We start from the raw sequence: 15,083 nt of genomic DNA, 5'->3' as shown, positions 1-15,083 counted from the left end.
CCTGCCGGCAGCCCGTGGAAGTTCAGCGGTTGCGGCCCGCCAGCCGCACGGCCAAGGCCGCCGCCGATGCCGCGCAGGCCAGGGCCACCACCCCGCCCCAGCCCCACTGCGCCAGGGCCAGTGCGCCCAGCGCCGAGCCCGAGGCCATGCCGATGAACACGCCCGTGAACAGCAGCGCATTGAGCCGGCTGCGTGCAGCGGGGTCCAGGCCATACACCAGGGTCTGGTGCGCCACCAGCGTGGCCTGGATGCCGAAGTCGAAACCGATGGCGCTGGCCACCAGCAGCGGCAGCTGTGCGCCGGCTGGCAGCCAGGGCGACAGTGCCAGCACGGCAAACGACGCCAGGGTCAGGCCCGAACCCAGGCAGGTCACGCGCTGCGGGCCGCTGCGGTCGGCCAGCCGGCCTGCCAGGGGCGCGGCCAGCGCACCGGCGGCGCCCGCCAGACCCAGGGCGCCGGCTGCGGCGCTGCCCATGTGGAACTGCTGGTGCAGCATCACGGCCAGCGTGGACCAGAAGGCACTGAAGGCCACCGACAGCAGGCCCTGGGCCAGGGCCGCACGGCGCAGCGCGGGCTGGCCGCGCCACAGCTGCACCATGGAGCCCAGCAGCGCGCCATAGCCCAGTTGCGTGGTCGGCCTGAAACTGGGCAGGCCGCGCCACAGGGCCACCCCCAGCAGTGCCATGGCAGCGGCGGCCAGCAGGTAGACGCTGCGCCAGCCGCCATGCTCGGCCAGCAGCCCGCTGACCACGCGCGACAGCAAAATGCCCAGCAGCAGCCCCGTCATCACCGTGCCCACCACCTTGCCACGCTGGTGCTCGGGCGCCAGCGTGGCGGCGGCCGGCACCACATCCTGCGCCAGGGTGGCGGCCAGGCCCACGGCCAGGCTGGCGGCCAGCAGCGGCGCCAGGCCCGGGGCCAGGCCGCTGGCCAGCAGGGCCAGCATCAGCGCGGCAGTCTTGGCCAGGATGATGCGCCGGCGGTCCATGCGGTCGCCCAGCGGGGCCAGCAGCAAAATGCCCAGCGCATAGCCCAACTGGGTCAGCGTGGGCACAAAGCCCACGGCGCGCTCGCCCGCGCCCAGGTCGGGGCCGAGCACGCCCAGCATGGGCTGGCTGTAGTAGAGCGAGGCCACGCCCACTCCCGCCGTGGTCGCCATCAGCAGCACCAGCGACCGGGGCACGCCGGATGCCTTTTCGCTGGTGGCCGCTTGGTTATGCGTAGATTGAATGCAAGACATGTTGATCCGCCGATACGGCGTGTTTGAGAAACGATGGCCGTAGTGTGGTGCGATGCAGCAACCCACGGTAGTGGCTGCGTCCGCAGAATCGATATACGCTTGGCGTATGACCATCGCCGATCTCTCCCTGCCTTCGGGCGCAGACCGCATCGAACTGCTGCAGACCTTTGTGCGCATCGTCGAAAGCGGCAGCCTCTCGGCCGCCGCGCAGCAGATGTCCACCACCCAGCCCACGGTCAGCCGGCGCCTGCAGACGCTGGAGCGCGCGCTGGGCCTGCGCCTGCTGCGGCGCTCCACCCACGCCATGGCGCTGACCGACGACGGAGAGCGCTGCCTGGCCCATGCGCGCGAACTGCTCGATACATGGCGGGCGCTGGAGTCCGACCTGCGCGGCGCCCAGGACACGCCGCGCGGCCTGCTGCGCGTGGTAGCTCCCCACGCCTTCGGCCAGGACCAGCTCATGGCGCCGCTGCTGCAGTTCCTGGGCCGCCATCCGGCCGTCAAGGTCGAGTGGCTGCTGCATGACCGCCAGCCGGACTTCATTGCCGAGGGCATCGACTGCGCCGTGCAGGTGGGCGCCGTGGTCGATCCATCGGTGGTCGCGCTGCGCGTGGCCGAGGTGCCGCGCATTGCCGTGGCCGCGCCTGCCTTGCTGGGGCAGGGCAGCGTGCCCCAGCACCCGCGCGAGCTGCAGGGGCTGCCCTGGATTGCGCTGCGCACTTTCTACCAGCGCGAGCTGGAACTGCACCGCGTGGGCGATGAGCGGGTGTGCAAATCCTGGCGCCTGCAGTTCGAGCCCCGGCTCAGCACCGACAGCCTTTATGCGCTGCGCAACGCCGCCCTGGGCGGGCTGGGTGCGGCCCTGGCCTCGGCCTGGATCGTGCGCGACGATCTGGAGGCGGGCCGCCTGGTGCACCTGGCCCCGGACTGGCAGGCCGCGCCGCTGCCTGTGCACCTGGTGTATCCGCCGGCGCGCCACCAGCCGGCGCGGCTGCGTGCCTTCATCGCGGCCATGCGGGAGGTCATGCCAGGACTCACCGGAATGCGCGCGCCGCTGCCCTGAGCCGTTCGCCCGCCGCTGTTGCGGCGGCGCGTCACCGCCCGGTTTGCCAACGGTAAGCATGGCAACTGCATAGGATAATAAGAATCATTTGCGATCTTCTTCGCGATTGGCTTTTCCTCCATGCCGTCCCCCTCCACGCTACAACCGCCCGCCGAGCCCCTGCTGGCCCAGCTGGTGCAGCACTATGACGAACTGGTCGGTTTCCTGCGCCACCGCTTCGGCGATGAATGCCAGCCCCGCGAAATCGTCAACGAGCTGTGCCTGCGGTTGATGGAGCGGCCCGTTCCCCAGGGCATTGCCAACCCGCTGGCCTTTCTGCGGCATCTGGCGCGCGACCTGGCCATAGACCGCCACCGGGCCCAGGCGCGCCGGCCCGAAACGCCCTTCGATGGCGCCGAGCTGGAAGAGCGCCTTGCCCCCGCCGCAGCCATGCCGCTGTCCCCGCCCGAGCTGGCCGTGGCCGCCGCCCAGCGCCAGCGCGCGCTGCTGGTGGCGATAGAGCAGTTGCCCCAGGCCAGCCGCGAGGCCTTCATCCTCACCAAGCTCTACGGCATGCCGCAGGAAGAGGCCGCGCAGCGCATGGGCATCTCGCGCGGCATGGTGGCCCGCCATCTGGCGCGTGCGCTGCGCGATGTGCAGCCCGTGCTCACTGCCGACCATGCCGCCTGAGATCACGCGCAGCACAGGCGGCACGCGCAGCGCGCGCCAGGGTGCTTCTGCGCAGTCTTCGGGGCGCAGCGCCCATCTGCCCGTCGATGACGCCCTGGCCCCCTTTGCCGACATGCTGCGCCGGCACCTGCCCACGCCCGAGGAAATCGAGCAGGCCGCCGCCCAGCGCCAGAAACTGCGCCAGCGCAGGGCGCTGCGCGCAGGCACGGCCGCGGCCCTGGCGGCGCTGGCGCTGCTGCTCTGGGCCGACCCCGCGCTGCAGCGCCAGACCCTGGCGACGGCCGTGGGCCAGCGCCAGAGCTGGCAACTGGCCGATGGCAGCGAGGTGCAGCTGAACACCGGCTCGCGCGTGCAAGTGGCGCAGCACCTGCGCTCGCGCCGCCTGGTGCTGGACCAGGGGGAGGCGTCCTTCGAGGTATCCCATGCCTTCTGGCACGGCTGGGTGCCCTGGCTGCAGCGGCCCTTCACCGTGCAGGCCGGCGGCGTGGTGGTGCAGGACGTCGGCACCGTGTTCGGCGTGCACCGCCATGAGGATGGCGCCGACATCACCGTGCTGCAGGGCAGGGTGCGCGTGCATTCCATGGATGGTGGCGGCGCACCCGTGGAGCTGTCCACCGGCCAGCACCTGCGCACGCGCGCCGGCCGGCCGCTGCCGCAGCTCGTGCCACCGGAGGCGGGCGACGGCGCCGCTGCCCTGGCCGCCCTGGCCTGGCGGGAGGGCCGCCTGGTGCTGGACGGCACGCCGCTTTCCGAGGCCGTGGCGCAGATGCAGCGCTACCGCAGCGCACCTATCGTGCTGGCCGACCGGCATGCGGCGCAGCTGCGCATCTCGGGGCAGTTCGACCTGGACCGCATCGACCAGCTGCTGGACCTGCTGCCCCGCCTTGCCCCCGTGCAGGTGCGGCATGAGGACGACGGCCGCGTGCTGATCTCCACGCGCCACAGGTAGGCGCAGGTAGGCCGCCCGGCAGTTGTCCCTGCAGCCGCTGGCCTGATCCAGAAATTTTCCGTGGCCATGTGTACAAACCTGCGCGCTGCGGCGGCTTACAGGCAGACCGGCATCGCGCCCGGGGCCGAACAGGCCCTCGAGGGGCCTGCCGCCACCGCCGTATCCCGTATCCCCTATTCCGTATCCAACGCCTCAGGAGAGATGTCGCCATGAACCCTTCCCCTACCGTCACCGGCCTGCCGCGCCTTCGCATCGCGGCCCTGGCCGCCGCACTGTGCATTGCCGGCCTGGCCCATGCCCAGCCCCTGGCCGTGGACCTGCCGGCCCAGCCGCTGGCCCAGTCGCTGAACGCGCTGGCGCGCCAAAGCGGCGCCCAGATTATCTTCCTCACCGATGTGGCCCAGGGCCTGCAGGCGCCCGCGCTGCGCGGCACGCTGGAAGTGCGCGAGGCCCTGCAGCGCCTGCTGGCCGGCAGCGGCCTGCAGGTGCGTGCGCAGGATGAGCGCACCTTCACCGTCGAGCGCAGCGGCGGCCCGGCTGCCAGCTCCGGCGCGGCGGGCGCCGTCATGGCAGAAGTGCGCGTGCTGGCCTCGCGCGCGGAGGACACGGCCTACTATGCCCCCTCGGCCGCCAGCGGCACCAAGACCGAGGCGCCGCTGCGCGACGTGCCCCAGACCATCAATGTGATCCCCCAGCAGGTCATGCGCGACCAGGCCGCCACCTCGCTGCAGGACACGCTGCGCAACGTGGCCGGCATCGGCCTGTCGCACGGCGACGGCCAGCGCGACCAGGTCAGCATCCGCGGCTTCACCAGCATCGGCGACCAGTTCGTGGACGGATTCCGCGACGATGCGCTGTATTTCCGCGACCTCTCCAACATCGAGCGCGTGGAAGTCGTCAAGGGCCCGGCCGCCGTGCTCTATGGCCGGGGTTCCTCGGGCGGCCTGGTCAACCGCGTGACCAAGAAGCCGGGCGTCAATGTCTCCGACGTGGCCGTCAGCGTGGGAAGCTGGGCCGACAAGCGTGCCGAATTCGATGTGGGCCGCGCGCCCGAGGGCAGCGACTGGTCCTGGCGCGTCACCGGCGCCGCCGAAGACGCCAACAGCTACCGCAGCCAGCAGTTCCTCAAGCGCGAGACCATCGCCCCCTCCGTCATGTGGAAGCCGGACGGCAATACCTCTCTGACGCTGCAGGCCGAGCTGCTGCGCGACAAGCGCGTCACCGACTTCGGCATTCCCGCCTATCGCGGCCGCCCCGTGGATGTGGCGCCCGGCACCTACTACGGCTCGGCCAATGCGCGCGATGCGGATACCTCCGAATCCACCGTGGGCTCCTTCACCGCCACCTTCAACCACCGCTTCTCGGACACGCTGCGCGTGCGCAACGCGCTGCGCTACTACCACTACGAGCTGGACCGCCAGAACACCTTGCCGGCCGGCACCACCAACGAGGCGGCCGGCACCGTGGCGCTGACCCGCTCGGGCGTGGACCGCAACGAGCACGGCATCTTCAACCAGACCGAGCTGATCCAGAATTTCAGCACCGGCAGCGTGCAGCATGAAGTGCTCTACGGCCTGGAGCTGGGCCAGCAGAACAAGGATGCGCTGTCCTACAGCGGCGGCACCCTGACCAACGTGAACCTCTGGAACCCCGTGCTGCCCGTGGCCCCGCTCAACGGCGGCGGCACCCTGAGCGGCAGCACGCTCAACCGCTACCTCACGCGGGCCCTGTACCTGCAGGACCAGGTCACGCTGTCGCCGCAGTGGAAGCTGCTGGTGGGCCTGCGCTATGACCGCTTCGGCCAGGAAACCGACAACCGCCTGGCCGGCCAGAGCGACTTCAGCCGCACGGACTCCACCTGGAGCCCGCGCGCCGGCCTGGTGTGGCAGCCCGATGCCGTGCAGTCCTATTACCTGTCGGTCAGCCGCTCCTACCAGCCTTCGGCCGAGATGTTTGCGCTGTCGGCCACCAATGCCGCCATCAAGCCGGAAAGCACCACCAACTATGAAGTGGGCGGCAAATGGGACCTGATGGACGGCAAGGCCATGGCGACGGCATCGCTGTTCCAGCTGGAACGCACCGACATCAAGACCACCAACCCGGCCCAGCCCACCCAGCTGATCCCCATCGGCACGCAGCGCACGCTCGGCCTGGAGCTGTCGCTGTCCGGCGAACTGCGCCCCGGCACCCAGGCCACCTTCAGCTACGCCTACCTGGATGCCGTGGTCACCGAATCCACCACCGTGGACGCCGGCCAGCCCGTGCAGGGCAAGCGCGCCACCATCACGCCCAGGAACTCCCTGTCTGTCTGGCTGACCCAGCGCCTGGGCGATGCCTGGACCGTGGGCGGCGGCCTCAACTACGTGGGCGACCGCTTTGCCAACCCCGGCAACACCGTCACGCTGCCCGCCTACACGGTGGTGGATGCCATGGCCCAGTACCGCATCGGCCGTGCCACCACGGTGCAGCTGAACCTGCGCAACCTGTTCGACCGCCGCTATATCGTCTCGGCCCACGGCACCAGCCCCAACCTGAACCTGCCGGGTGCGCCGCGCAATGTGATGGTGACGCTGCGGCACAGCTTCTGAGGCCGCGCCGGCAGCGCCGGCCTCTGCAAAAGACAAAGGCCCACGCAAGTGGGCCTTTGTCCATCTGGGCAGTGCCGTTTACTCGGTCGCCTTCTTCAGCGATTCCTTGGCGTTGTCTGCCGACTGCTTGGAGCGCTTCTTGTGGTAGTCCGACTTGACGTTGTTCACGGCCTTGCCGACCGGCCCGCTGTCCTTGGCCTTGGCGTCGGCCTGCTTTTCCTTCACCTTGTGGTCTGCGGCGTCGGCGGCCTCGGAGGCGGCCTTGCCCACCTGGGCGTGGGCGGTCGACAGGCCTGCGGCGAAGGCAAGGGAAATGGCGGTGGCAAGCAGCAGTTTTTTCATGGAATAGGTGTCCTGTGATGAAGTGGCTGCATGGTGCGCCAGTGCGCTGGTGCCGCCTTGTAGGAGCAGGGCTGTGCTGTGCGCGGGCACTGCGGCCCAAGCGCAGAAGGGCTTCCGACGGTAGCTTGCTTCGGTGTCCGACATGGGGCAGCCGGCCGAGCTTCTAGCCTTGGACCAACCCCCGCCAACACCCAAGAAGGACACACCATGATCACAGCCGAACCCACCATGACCAACCTCTTCGATCAGCTGGGACTGGACTCCAGCCCGGAGGGCATCCGTCAGTTCATTCTTTCGCACCGCCTGGAGAAAAACACGCTGCTGGTGGACGCGCCGTTCTGGACCGACGCGCAACGCGCCCTGTTCTCGCAGCAGTGGCATGCCGATGCGACCTGGGCGCTGGTGGTGGACCAGCTCAGCGAAGCCTTGCATTCCGAGCCCGACCTGGACGCCGTGCCTGCCCCAGCGGCTTGCGAGCACGAGCAGGAAGCGCGTCCCTGATCCTGTGATGCAACCGCTTGCGATGAATCCGTGCTGCTTACAATTTTCGCGGCGCATTCAACCCATTTGCCTACGGAGTCGCTCACATGCTGACCTCGAATGGTCTGGCGTCGGCCTCTCCAGGCTCCGACGCTCTCTTGCCCCTTGACCCGGGCCACGCCGTTCTGGATGCGTTTCCCGACGCCGTCTTTGTCGTCGGGCTCGACGGCCGTCTGGCCCACTGCAACCGCCAGGCCCGCAGCCTGCTGGACCACTCCGGAGATGCGCTGGAGGGCAGCGTTTTCGAAGATCGTTTCGTGGCCCAGGCGGCGCGTTCAGGCTGGGCAAGCCGCCAATGGGAGCCTGCCCAGGCCGCACAGCCCCGTCAGGCCAGCTGCTGGCCGCTGCTGACCTGTTCAGGGCGCGAGCGGCCCGTGGCCTCGAGCACATCGCGCATACGGCTGCTGGACGGCAGCCCGGCGTTGCTGCTGTGCGTGCGCGAGGCCGATGCGCACTCGCCTGCAGCGTCGCCGGCCGAGCCCCCGCCCCTGTCCAGCCCGCTTTCCAGCGCCGAGCGCAGCTTTGCCTTGCTGGTGCAAAGCGTGACCGACTATGCGATCTACATGCTCGACCCCGAAGGCCGCATCGTGAGCTGGAACCTGGGCGCCAAGCGCATCAAGGGCTATGAGGAGGAGGAGGTCCTCAACACCCATTTCTCGCGCTTTTACACGCCCGAAGACCAGCAGGCCGGGCTGCCCCAGGCGGGTCTGCGCACGGCGGTCAGCACGGGCCGCATGGAGGCCGAAGGCCTGCGCGTGCGCAAGGATGGCTCGCGCTTTTGGGCCTCGGTGGTCATCGATGCCATCTACGATGACGGCCGGCTGATCGGCTTTGCCAAGGTCACCCGCGATGTGACCGAGCGCAAGGCCGCCGAATCCCAGCTGCGCCAGGCCTTGAAGATGGAGGCCATCGGCCGCTTCACGGGCGGCGTGGCCCATGACTTCAACAACCTGCTGATGGCCGTGCTCAGCAGCCTGGAGCTGCTGCGCAAGCGCATGCCGCCCGACGAGCGGCTGCGCGCGCTGGTGGAGACCGCCACGCGAGGCGCCCAGCGTGGCGCCTCGCTGACCCAGCGCATGATGGCCTTTGCGCGGCAGCAGGAATTGAAGACGCAGGCGGTGGATGTGGCGGTGCTGCTGTCGGGCCTGCAAGGTCTGCAGCAGCAGGCGGCCGGCCCGCATATCTTTCTCAAGATGGCCCTGGCCGCCAACCTGCCGCGCATCCTCACCGACCCCAGCCAGTTCGAGAGCAGCATGCTCAACCTTGTCGCCAACTCGCGCGATGCCATGCCGGGCGGCGGCGTCATCAAGATCGCGGCGGCCGTGGAAACGACGCTGCCGCGCCAGCTTGCAGGCCTTGCCGCAGGCTCGTATGTCTGCGTGCGCGTGGAGGACACTGGCGAGGGCATGGACGAGCAGACGCTGTCCCGCGTGGTCGAGCCCTTCTTCACCACCAAGGGTGTGGGCAAGGGCACCGGCCTGGGCCTGGCCATGGTGGACGGGCTGGTGGCCCAATCCGGCGGCAAGCTCGTGCTGCACAGCACACCGGGCAACGGCACCACGGTGGAGATGTGGATGCCCATCTCCAAGGACGAGAGCACGGCCTGCCACCTGAGCGCCCAGCGCACGCAGGACGTGGGACCCATGGACGTGCTGCTGGTGGACGACGACCCGCTGGTGCTGGCCAACGCCTCGGCCCTGCTGGAGGACCTGGGCCACCGTGTCACGGCCCTCGGCGCCGGGCAGGAGGCCATCGACCTGCTGGCGCGCCAGGCACGCTTTGACGTGGTCATCTCCGACTACGCCATGCCCGGCATGAACGGCGTCGAGCTGGCCGAACACATTGCGCAGCGGTATCCGGGCTTGAATTTCATCCTGGCCAGCGGCTTTGCAGACATCCCGGCGCTGCCGCCTGGAATGACGCGGCTGGCCAAGCCGTATTCGCAGGAAGATCTGAGCCAGTTGCTGCATCAGTTGGTGAGGGCGTGAGCCTTCAGCCGATATGAACCCGGTTGCGGCCCTGCGCCTTGGCGGTGTACAGAGCCGCATCCGCCTGAGATATCAGTTCATCGACCGTGGTGTCGCCGGGCTGGATGGTGGTCACTCCGATGCTGACGGTGCAATGCGGCAAATCTGCGGACGCGGGCGATGCGTCCAGCGCGGCCCGCATGCGTTCTGCCAGGGTACGGGCGCCCTCGGCATCGGTCTCGGGAAGCAGCACGATGAATTCCTCCCCGCCGTAACGCCCGAGCCGGTCCGCCGATCGCAGTTGCGATTGCATGAGTCTGACGAAATGGGACAGAACGCGGTCTCCCGTCAAATGCCCATGTCCGTCGTTGATGCGCTTGAAGTGGTCGATGTCGAGCATCAACAGCGAAAACGGCTTGCCATAGCGGTTCCATCGGGCCAGTTCGTCGGAGCAGGCCGCCAGTGTTGATCGACGCGTCTGCGCACCTGTCAGTGCGTCGTGAGTGGCCAGGTACTCGAACTCGGCGCGCACCCGTTCACCGGCCATCAGCAAGGCGCCGATGCTCACCAGCAGGACCGAGAAGCTGAAAGTGGCAATGTAGAGGGTCTGGACCGTGGACTGCGCAAACCTGTGGGTATCCGCCTGATCCAGCCAAAGCGTGGAAACGGCCCGGCCGATCAGCACCAGCGCCTGCGCCCACAGCACTGCGGCGGTGAAGCGGCTGGCGAATCCCTTGCCATGCTGCCCCAGCAGGCGTGCATGCTCGATGACGATGGTGGCCAGGCAACCGCTGAAAATCAGCACGCGCATGCGGTAGTCCGGGTAGACATGGGTGAGCAGGGCCAGCAGCATCAGGACCCCGGCAATCACCGCAGTCCATTTGCGTGCCGAAGAGGGGCGGCCCAGCGAACGCTCGCTTCCAAGCAAGAAGAGGGTGACGCCCGCCAGCAGCAGCCCATTGCCGACAGAAGCCACCAGGGCGGTCGGAAGCACGCCGTCCAGGCCGTAGAAGAGGGTGGAGGCCGCGCACAGCAAGGGTGCCGCACCCCAGAGGCCCATGCCTCTTATCGATGGCGGGTAGGTACGGCGCAGACCCAGGAGTACAACACCCATGACCATGCCGATCATTCCCGCCATGACGGCCAGGGAGCGAAGGTCAAGATGGGGCATTCAGCTCCTCTGGCTTGTGTGTGCGCCTGCGTGGGGGGCCTGGGGTCTTGGGGCGCGCGGGCTGGGTAATCGGCGCCCCGCCCACGCTGGTCTGTTGCGATTCTAGTGTCGTGCGAACTGCCGTGATGCCGTGCACGGGTCAAGGCAACGGTGCCGCGCATGCCCGGCGCGGCGATCTGTCTGGCTCAGACACCTGCCTTCTCGAACAGCCGGCGCAATACCTGCATGGGCAGGAACCTGACCTTTCGCCGTTTCAGTTCCCGCCGGAACAGGCGCTCGCGTTCAATGAAGTTGATCTTGGGTTTCATCTTTTTTTGGGGCTGCAATGGACGAAACGCGCCAATCTACTGGTGAACGCCGCAGCTGCTGTAACACCGTGTCAGCGATGCTTCGGGATTGCCGGTTGCCGGTTGCCGCTTGGCCCTATGGCCCGCGCCATTGGGCATGCCGCACGCCAAGCTGCAGCTGCTGGATGCGGCGGTGGATGGTGGAGCGGCTGACGCCGAGCTGGCGCGCCGCCTCGGAGACGTTGCCCTGGCATTGGGCAAGCAGTTGCTCCAGCGCCTGTGCGGCGGGCTCGCTGGTGTTGCTGGCCAGGGCGGCGGTGCAGGGCGGGTTGCCGTGCACCGCGTCGGGCAGGTGGTCGGGCTCGATGCTGCCGTCGCCATCGTTCCCGCACAGGGCTGCGGCGTAGCGCAGCGCGTTGTGCAGCTCGCGCAGGTTGCCGGGCCAGGCGTGCGCGGTGAGCAGCGCGCGGGCCGCGTCGCCCAGGTGCAGATGGCTGCCCAGCGTGGCCAGCATCTGGTCGGCAATCGCCTGCAGGTCGCTGCGCTGGCGCAGCGCGGGCAGTTGCAGCTCGGCGGCATTGAGGCGGTAAAGCAGGTCTTCGCGGAAGCTGCCGCGCCGCACCAATTCGGCCAGCGGCCGGTGTGAGGCCGAGATGACGCGAACGGACACCGCCCGTGGCGCGCGGGCGCCCAGCGGGGTGATTTCGGATTCGGACAGGACACGCAGCAGCTTGGCTTGCAGGGCCAGTGGCATATCGCCGATCTCGTCGAGGAACAGCGTGCCTTCGTGCGCCGCGGCGATCAGGCCCTCGCGGCCCTTGCTGGCGCCGCCGGTCCAGGTGCCGGGCAGGTAGCCGAACAGCTCGCTTTCCAGCAGCGCCTCGGGAATGGCCGCGCAGTTGATGGCGACGAAGGCGCCGCTGCGGCCGCTGCTGGCATGCAGCGCGCGGGCCAGGTATTCCTTGCCTGCGCCGGTCTCCCCCTGCACCAGGATGGGCAGCGTTTGGGGCGCGAGCCGTGCGGCCTTGCGCAGCAGCGTCTGCAGCTTGGCATCGCCCGTGTCCAGCGCCTGCAGCGCTGCCGGCAGCGGGGGCTGCGCCGGCGTTGCCTGCGCGCGCAGGCGCCGTGTCGGGCGCTGTGGCTCCATGGCATGGGCGAAGAGGATGCTGCCGTCGCGGGCGCGGATGATGCGCTCCTGCGCCGGGCGATGGCGGCGCAGCTCGGGCAGGTGGCGCAGGTCCACGTCGAAGAAGCGCTCCAGCGGCTGGCCGATGAGCTTGTGGCGCTGGCGCCAGTCCAGCTGCGCGGCGGCCACCAGCAGGCGGGCGCCCGCGTGGGTCATGGCGCGGATGCGGCCCCGTGCGTCCACGCTGATGGAGGCGTCAGGATCGACGTCCAGGAAATCGGGCGACTGTGCCAGGCGCACCACCCAGTCCTGGCCGGACTGCGCCATCAGGTTGGCCTGCTCCACGCGCCGCGCGGCGGCCACGACGAGGTTGAGCGCCAGGTTCTGGCTGGCCCGCTCGGCGGGCGAGCGCAGCAGCGACAGGTCCAGCACCGCTGCGAGTTCGCCGTGCATGTCGTAGATGGGCGCGGCCGTGCAGGACAGGCCGGTGTGGGTGAAGTCGAAATGGTCGCTCTGGTGCACGGTCAGCGCCTCGCCCGTTTCCAGGCAGGCGCCCACGGCCGAGGTGCCCGAGTGGTCCTCACGCCACTGCGCGCCCAGGTACAGGCCTGCGCGGCGCAGGTCGCCAGCGTCGGCCTCGTGCCCGAGGAAGTCCACGGCCACGCCGTGCCGGTCTGCCAGCAGCAGCACGTAGTCCAGGCCCTTGAGCTGCTGGTACAGCCGCTCCAGCGCATGGCGGGCGATGTGGATCAGCGGCTCGGACTCCTCGCGGTGCGCGCGCAGCTGGCCGTCGGTCACGATGTGGGCTTCGCTGGTATGCGCCGGGTCAAGCCGGTGGGAATCGATGCAGCGGCGCCAGCTGCGCAGCACGGCGCGGTCGCGCTCTTGGCCGCGGTTGGAGTAGCCCAGGCCGAAGGCTTCGATTTCCTGGATGTGCGAGGCGTAGGACTGCAGGGGCATGGCGTGGAGTCGATGCGGGCTTTGAACGTGCCGCAGACGATTCTGTGCCCTGCACGGTGCAGCGCCAATCAAGACTTACCCACTGCCCCTGCTGCGCTGCAGCACGTCTGGTGCGACAGGTGTCGCAGGGCTGCCCCACCTGTCGCGGGCGGCAACGCCGGGCAGCGGGGTGCAAGGCGCAGGGTTTGTACCGGAGGCGCGCAGGCAACCCCTTGATTTGCCTGGCGCATCCTGCCGCCGGGCCATGCCTGGCATGTTGATTGCGTAAGAGCGCCTGCCCGAAGAAAAACCAGCGGGCATGACCGCATCAAGGAGACAACCATGACCGATACGACGCCCAACGCCCGCGCCAAGGCGCTGCTTGACCAACTCAACCATGCCCTGGGAGACCGCGACTTCGCGGCCGCCAGCCGCCTGTTCGCCGATGAATGCTACTGGCGCGACCTGGTGCTGCTGACCTGGAACATCAAGACCATGGAAGGGCGCAGCCAGATCGCCGACATGCTGGCTGCGCAGCTGGACGCCGCGGCGCCCGTGCGCTTTTCGCTGGACGAGCGTGAGACGGTGGAGGAGGCCGATGGCGTGGTGTCCGCCTGGATCGTGATCGACACGCGCCATGCGCGCGGCGGCGGCCATGTCCGCATCAGGGACGGGCGCATCTGGACGCTGCTGACGGCCGCCCAGGAGCTCAAGGGCCATGAGGAACCCATGGGCACGCGCCGCCCGATGGGGGCCGAGCACGGCATCCGGCGTGGCCGCCAGACCTGGCTGGAGCGCCGCCAGCAGGAGGCCCAGGAGCTGGGCCGTGACAAGCAGCCTTTCGTGCTCGTCATCGGCGGCGGCCAGGGCGGCATTGCGCTGGGCGCGCGGCTGCGCCAGCTGGGGGTATCGCACATCGTCATCGACCGCCAGGCGCGCCCCGGCGACCAGTGGCGCAACCGCTATAAATCGCTGTGCCTGCACGACCCGGTCTGGTACGACCACCTGCCGTACATGCCTTTCCCGGACAACTGGCCCGTGTTCGCGCCCAAGGACAAGATCGGCGACTGGCTGGAGATGTACACCAAGGTGATGGAGGTCAACTACTGGCCGTCCACCGATTGCCTGAACGCCCGCTTCGATGAGGACCGGCAGGAATGGGAAGTCACCGTGGAGCGCAATGGCGAGACGCAGGTGCTGCGCCCCAGGCATGTGGTGTTCGCCACCGGCATGTCGGGCAAGGCGAATGTGCCCAAGATCAAGGGCCAGGACGTCTTCAAGGGCGAGCAGCAGCACTCGTCCCAGCACCATGGCCCGGATGCCTATGCGGGCAAGAAGGTGGTGGTGATCGGCGCCAACAATTCAGCGCACGACATCTGCGCGGCCCTGTGGGAGCACGGCGCCGATGTGACCATGGTGCAGCGCTCGTCCACGCACATCGTGCGCTCCGATTCGCTGATGGACATCGGCCTGGGCGACCTGTATTCGGAGCGCGCCGTGGCCAGCGGCGTGACGACCAGGAAGGCGGACCTGATCTTCGCCTCGCTGCCCTATCGCATCATGGCCGACTTCCAGGTGCCGGTGTACGACCGCATCCGCGAGCGCGACGCTCAGTTCTACCGCCAGCTGGAGGCGACCGGCTTCATGCTGGACTTCGGTGATGACGACTCCGGCCTTTTCATGAAGTACCTGCGCCGCGCCTCGGGCTACTACATCGACGTGGGGGCCTGCGATCTGGTGATCGACGGCAGCATCAAGCTGCAGGCGGGCAAGCAGATCAGCCACCTGTCGGAAAACGCGGTGGTGCTGGCCGATGGCACCGAGCTGCCGGCGGACCTGGTGGTCTACGCGACCGGCTATGGCTCCATGAACGGCTGGGTGGCCGACCTGATCAGCCAGGAGGTGGCAGACAAGGTGGGCAAGGTCTGGGGCCTGGGCTCGGACACCACCAAGGACCCGGGGCCGTGGGAGGGCGAGCAGCGCAACATGTGGAAGCCCACGCAGCAAGAGGCGCTGTGGTTCCACGGCGGCAACCTGCACCAGTCGCGCCACTATTCGCTGTACCTGGCGCTGCAGCTCAAGGCGCGGCAGGAAGGCCTGCCAGTGCGTGTCTATGACCTGCAGCAAGTTCATCACCTGCGGTAAGGCCGAATAATCGCCATGGGGCGGCTGTGCCGCCCGCCAACCCAGCCTTGCAAAACA

General features: G+C 68.8%; 12 protein-coding genes. 7 read left to right on the top strand and 5 right to left on the bottom strand.

Annotated features, from left to right (window positions below):
* Window positions 1-22 precede the first annotated feature (22 nt).
* Window positions 23-1,240, bottom strand: coding sequence for an MFS transporter (locus KDK82_RS13770; protein WP_088165209.1), 1,218 nt, complete (start codon window positions 1,238-1,240; stop codon window positions 23-25).
* A 106-nt stretch (window positions 1,241-1,346) separates the two neighbouring features.
* Here KDK82_RS13770 and KDK82_RS13765 point away from each other — a divergent pair, with 106 nt between their 5' ends.
* The 4 genes from KDK82_RS13765 to KDK82_RS13750 all read left to right on the top strand — a co-directional run bounded on the left by KDK82_RS13765 (window position 1,347) and on the right by KDK82_RS13750 (window position 6,509).
* Window positions 1,347-2,303 (top strand): LysR family transcriptional regulator, encoded by a 957-nt coding sequence (locus tag KDK82_RS13765; RefSeq protein ID WP_013803067.1) that lies wholly within the window; start codon window positions 1,347-1,349, stop codon window positions 2,301-2,303.
* 120 nt (window positions 2,304-2,423) lie between these two features.
* A complete protein-coding gene (locus KDK82_RS13760; protein ID WP_013803066.1) occupies window positions 2,424-2,972 on the top strand; it encodes an RNA polymerase sigma factor in 549 nt (182 codons plus the stop codon).
* Window positions 2,962-3,921, top strand: coding sequence for a FecR family protein (locus KDK82_RS13755; protein WP_088165208.1), 960 nt, complete (start codon window positions 2,962-2,964; stop codon window positions 3,919-3,921). The genes KDK82_RS13760 and KDK82_RS13755 overlap by 11 nt, the downstream gene beginning before the upstream one ends.
* 209 nt (window positions 3,922-4,130) lie before the next feature.
* The gene (locus KDK82_RS13750; protein WP_088165207.1) at window positions 4,131-6,509 is read left to right on the top strand and encodes a TonB-dependent siderophore receptor; all 2,379 of its coding nucleotides are present in this window, start codon (window positions 4,131-4,133) and stop codon (window positions 6,507-6,509) included.
* A gap of 78 nt (window positions 6,510-6,587) precedes the next feature.
* Here the strand turns inward: KDK82_RS13750 and KDK82_RS13745 are convergent, their stop codons facing one another.
* Window positions 6,588-6,851, bottom strand: coding sequence for a hypothetical protein (locus tag KDK82_RS13745; protein ID WP_034398349.1), 264 nt, complete (start codon window positions 6,849-6,851; stop codon window positions 6,588-6,590).
* A 207-nt stretch (window positions 6,852-7,058) separates the two neighbouring features.
* Between KDK82_RS13745 and KDK82_RS13740 the strand changes: the two genes are divergently transcribed.
* Window positions 7,059-7,352, top strand: coding sequence for a DUF2789 domain-containing protein (locus KDK82_RS13740; protein WP_088165206.1), 294 nt, complete (start codon window positions 7,059-7,061; stop codon window positions 7,350-7,352).
* A gap of 86 nt (window positions 7,353-7,438) precedes the next feature.
* On the top strand, window positions 7,439-9,379 hold the full coding sequence (locus tag KDK82_RS13735) for a PAS domain-containing sensor histidine kinase (RefSeq protein ID WP_088165205.1): 1,941 nt from the start codon (window positions 7,439-7,441) through the stop codon (window positions 9,377-9,379).
* A gap of 4 nt (window positions 9,380-9,383) precedes the next feature.
* Here the strand turns inward: KDK82_RS13735 and KDK82_RS13730 are convergent, their stop codons facing one another.
* The 3 genes from KDK82_RS13730 to KDK82_RS13725 form a co-directional block, all read right to left on the bottom strand.
* A complete protein-coding gene (locus KDK82_RS13730; protein ID WP_256974480.1) occupies window positions 9,384-10,487 on the bottom strand; it encodes a GGDEF domain-containing protein in 1,104 nt (367 codons plus the stop codon).
* A 227-nt stretch (window positions 10,488-10,714) separates the two neighbouring features.
* Window positions 10,715-10,837 carry a hypothetical protein gene (locus tag KDK82_RS33195; RefSeq protein ID WP_013803059.1) on the bottom strand — a complete coding sequence of 41 codons (123 nt, stop codon included), beginning with the start codon at window positions 10,835-10,837 and terminating at the stop codon, window positions 10,715-10,717.
* Window positions 10,838-10,952: 115 nt separating this feature from the next.
* Window positions 10,953-12,902 (bottom strand): sigma-54-dependent Fis family transcriptional regulator, encoded by a 1,950-nt coding sequence (locus tag KDK82_RS13725; RefSeq protein WP_088165203.1) that lies wholly within the window; start codon window positions 12,900-12,902, stop codon window positions 10,953-10,955.
* 321 nt (window positions 12,903-13,223) lie between these two features.
* Here KDK82_RS13725 and KDK82_RS13720 point away from each other — a divergent pair, with 321 nt between their 5' ends.
* Entirely contained in the window at window positions 13,224-15,026 is a 1,803-nt protein-coding gene (locus KDK82_RS13720; protein ID WP_088165202.1) for an NAD(P)/FAD-dependent oxidoreductase, read from the top strand.
* Window positions 15,027-15,083: the final 57 nt, after the last annotated feature.

It is taken from the genome of Delftia sp. K82 (assembly GCF_002193035.1).
In the GTDB taxonomy this organism is placed as follows: Bacteria; Pseudomonadota; Gammaproteobacteria; order Burkholderiales; family Burkholderiaceae_C; genus Comamonas; species Comamonas acidovorans.
The sequence above is the reverse complement of the archived record's forward strand: the minus strand, read 5'-3'. Positions and strand labels throughout refer to the sequence as shown.

Coding starts and splice junctions, on each gene's coding strand:
- KDK82_RS13770 (WP_088165209.1), bottom strand. CDS start 1,240: ATGTCTTGCATTCAATCTACGCATAACCAAGCGGCCACCAGCGAAAAG.
- KDK82_RS13765 (WP_013803067.1), top strand. CDS start 1,347: ATGACCATCGCCGATCTCTCCCTGCCTTCGGGCGCAGACCGCATCGAA.
- KDK82_RS13760 (WP_013803066.1), top strand. CDS start 2,424: ATGCCGTCCCCCTCCACGCTACAACCGCCCGCCGAGCCCCTGCTGGCC.
- KDK82_RS13755 (WP_088165208.1), top strand. CDS start 2,962: ATGCCGCCTGAGATCACGCGCAGCACAGGCGGCACGCGCAGCGCGCGC.
- KDK82_RS13750 (WP_088165207.1), top strand. CDS start 4,131: ATGAACCCTTCCCCTACCGTCACCGGCCTGCCGCGCCTTCGCATCGCG.
- KDK82_RS13745 (WP_034398349.1), bottom strand. CDS start 6,851: ATGAAAAAACTGCTGCTTGCCACCGCCATTTCCCTTGCCTTCGCCGCA.
- KDK82_RS13740 (WP_088165206.1), top strand. CDS start 7,059: ATGATCACAGCCGAACCCACCATGACCAACCTCTTCGATCAGCTGGGA.
- KDK82_RS13735 (WP_088165205.1), top strand. CDS start 7,439: ATGCTGACCTCGAATGGTCTGGCGTCGGCCTCTCCAGGCTCCGACGCT.
- KDK82_RS13730 (WP_256974480.1), bottom strand. CDS start 10,487: ATGATCGGCATGGTCATGGGTGTTGTACTCCTGGGTCTGCGCCGTACC.
- KDK82_RS33195 (WP_013803059.1), bottom strand. CDS start 10,837: ATGAAACCCAAGATCAACTTCATTGAACGCGAGCGCCTGTTCCGGCGG.
- KDK82_RS13725 (WP_088165203.1), bottom strand. CDS start 12,902: ATGCCCCTGCAGTCCTACGCCTCGCACATCCAGGAAATCGAAGCCTTC.
- KDK82_RS13720 (WP_088165202.1), top strand. CDS start 13,224: ATGACCGATACGACGCCCAACGCCCGCGCCAAGGCGCTGCTTGACCAA.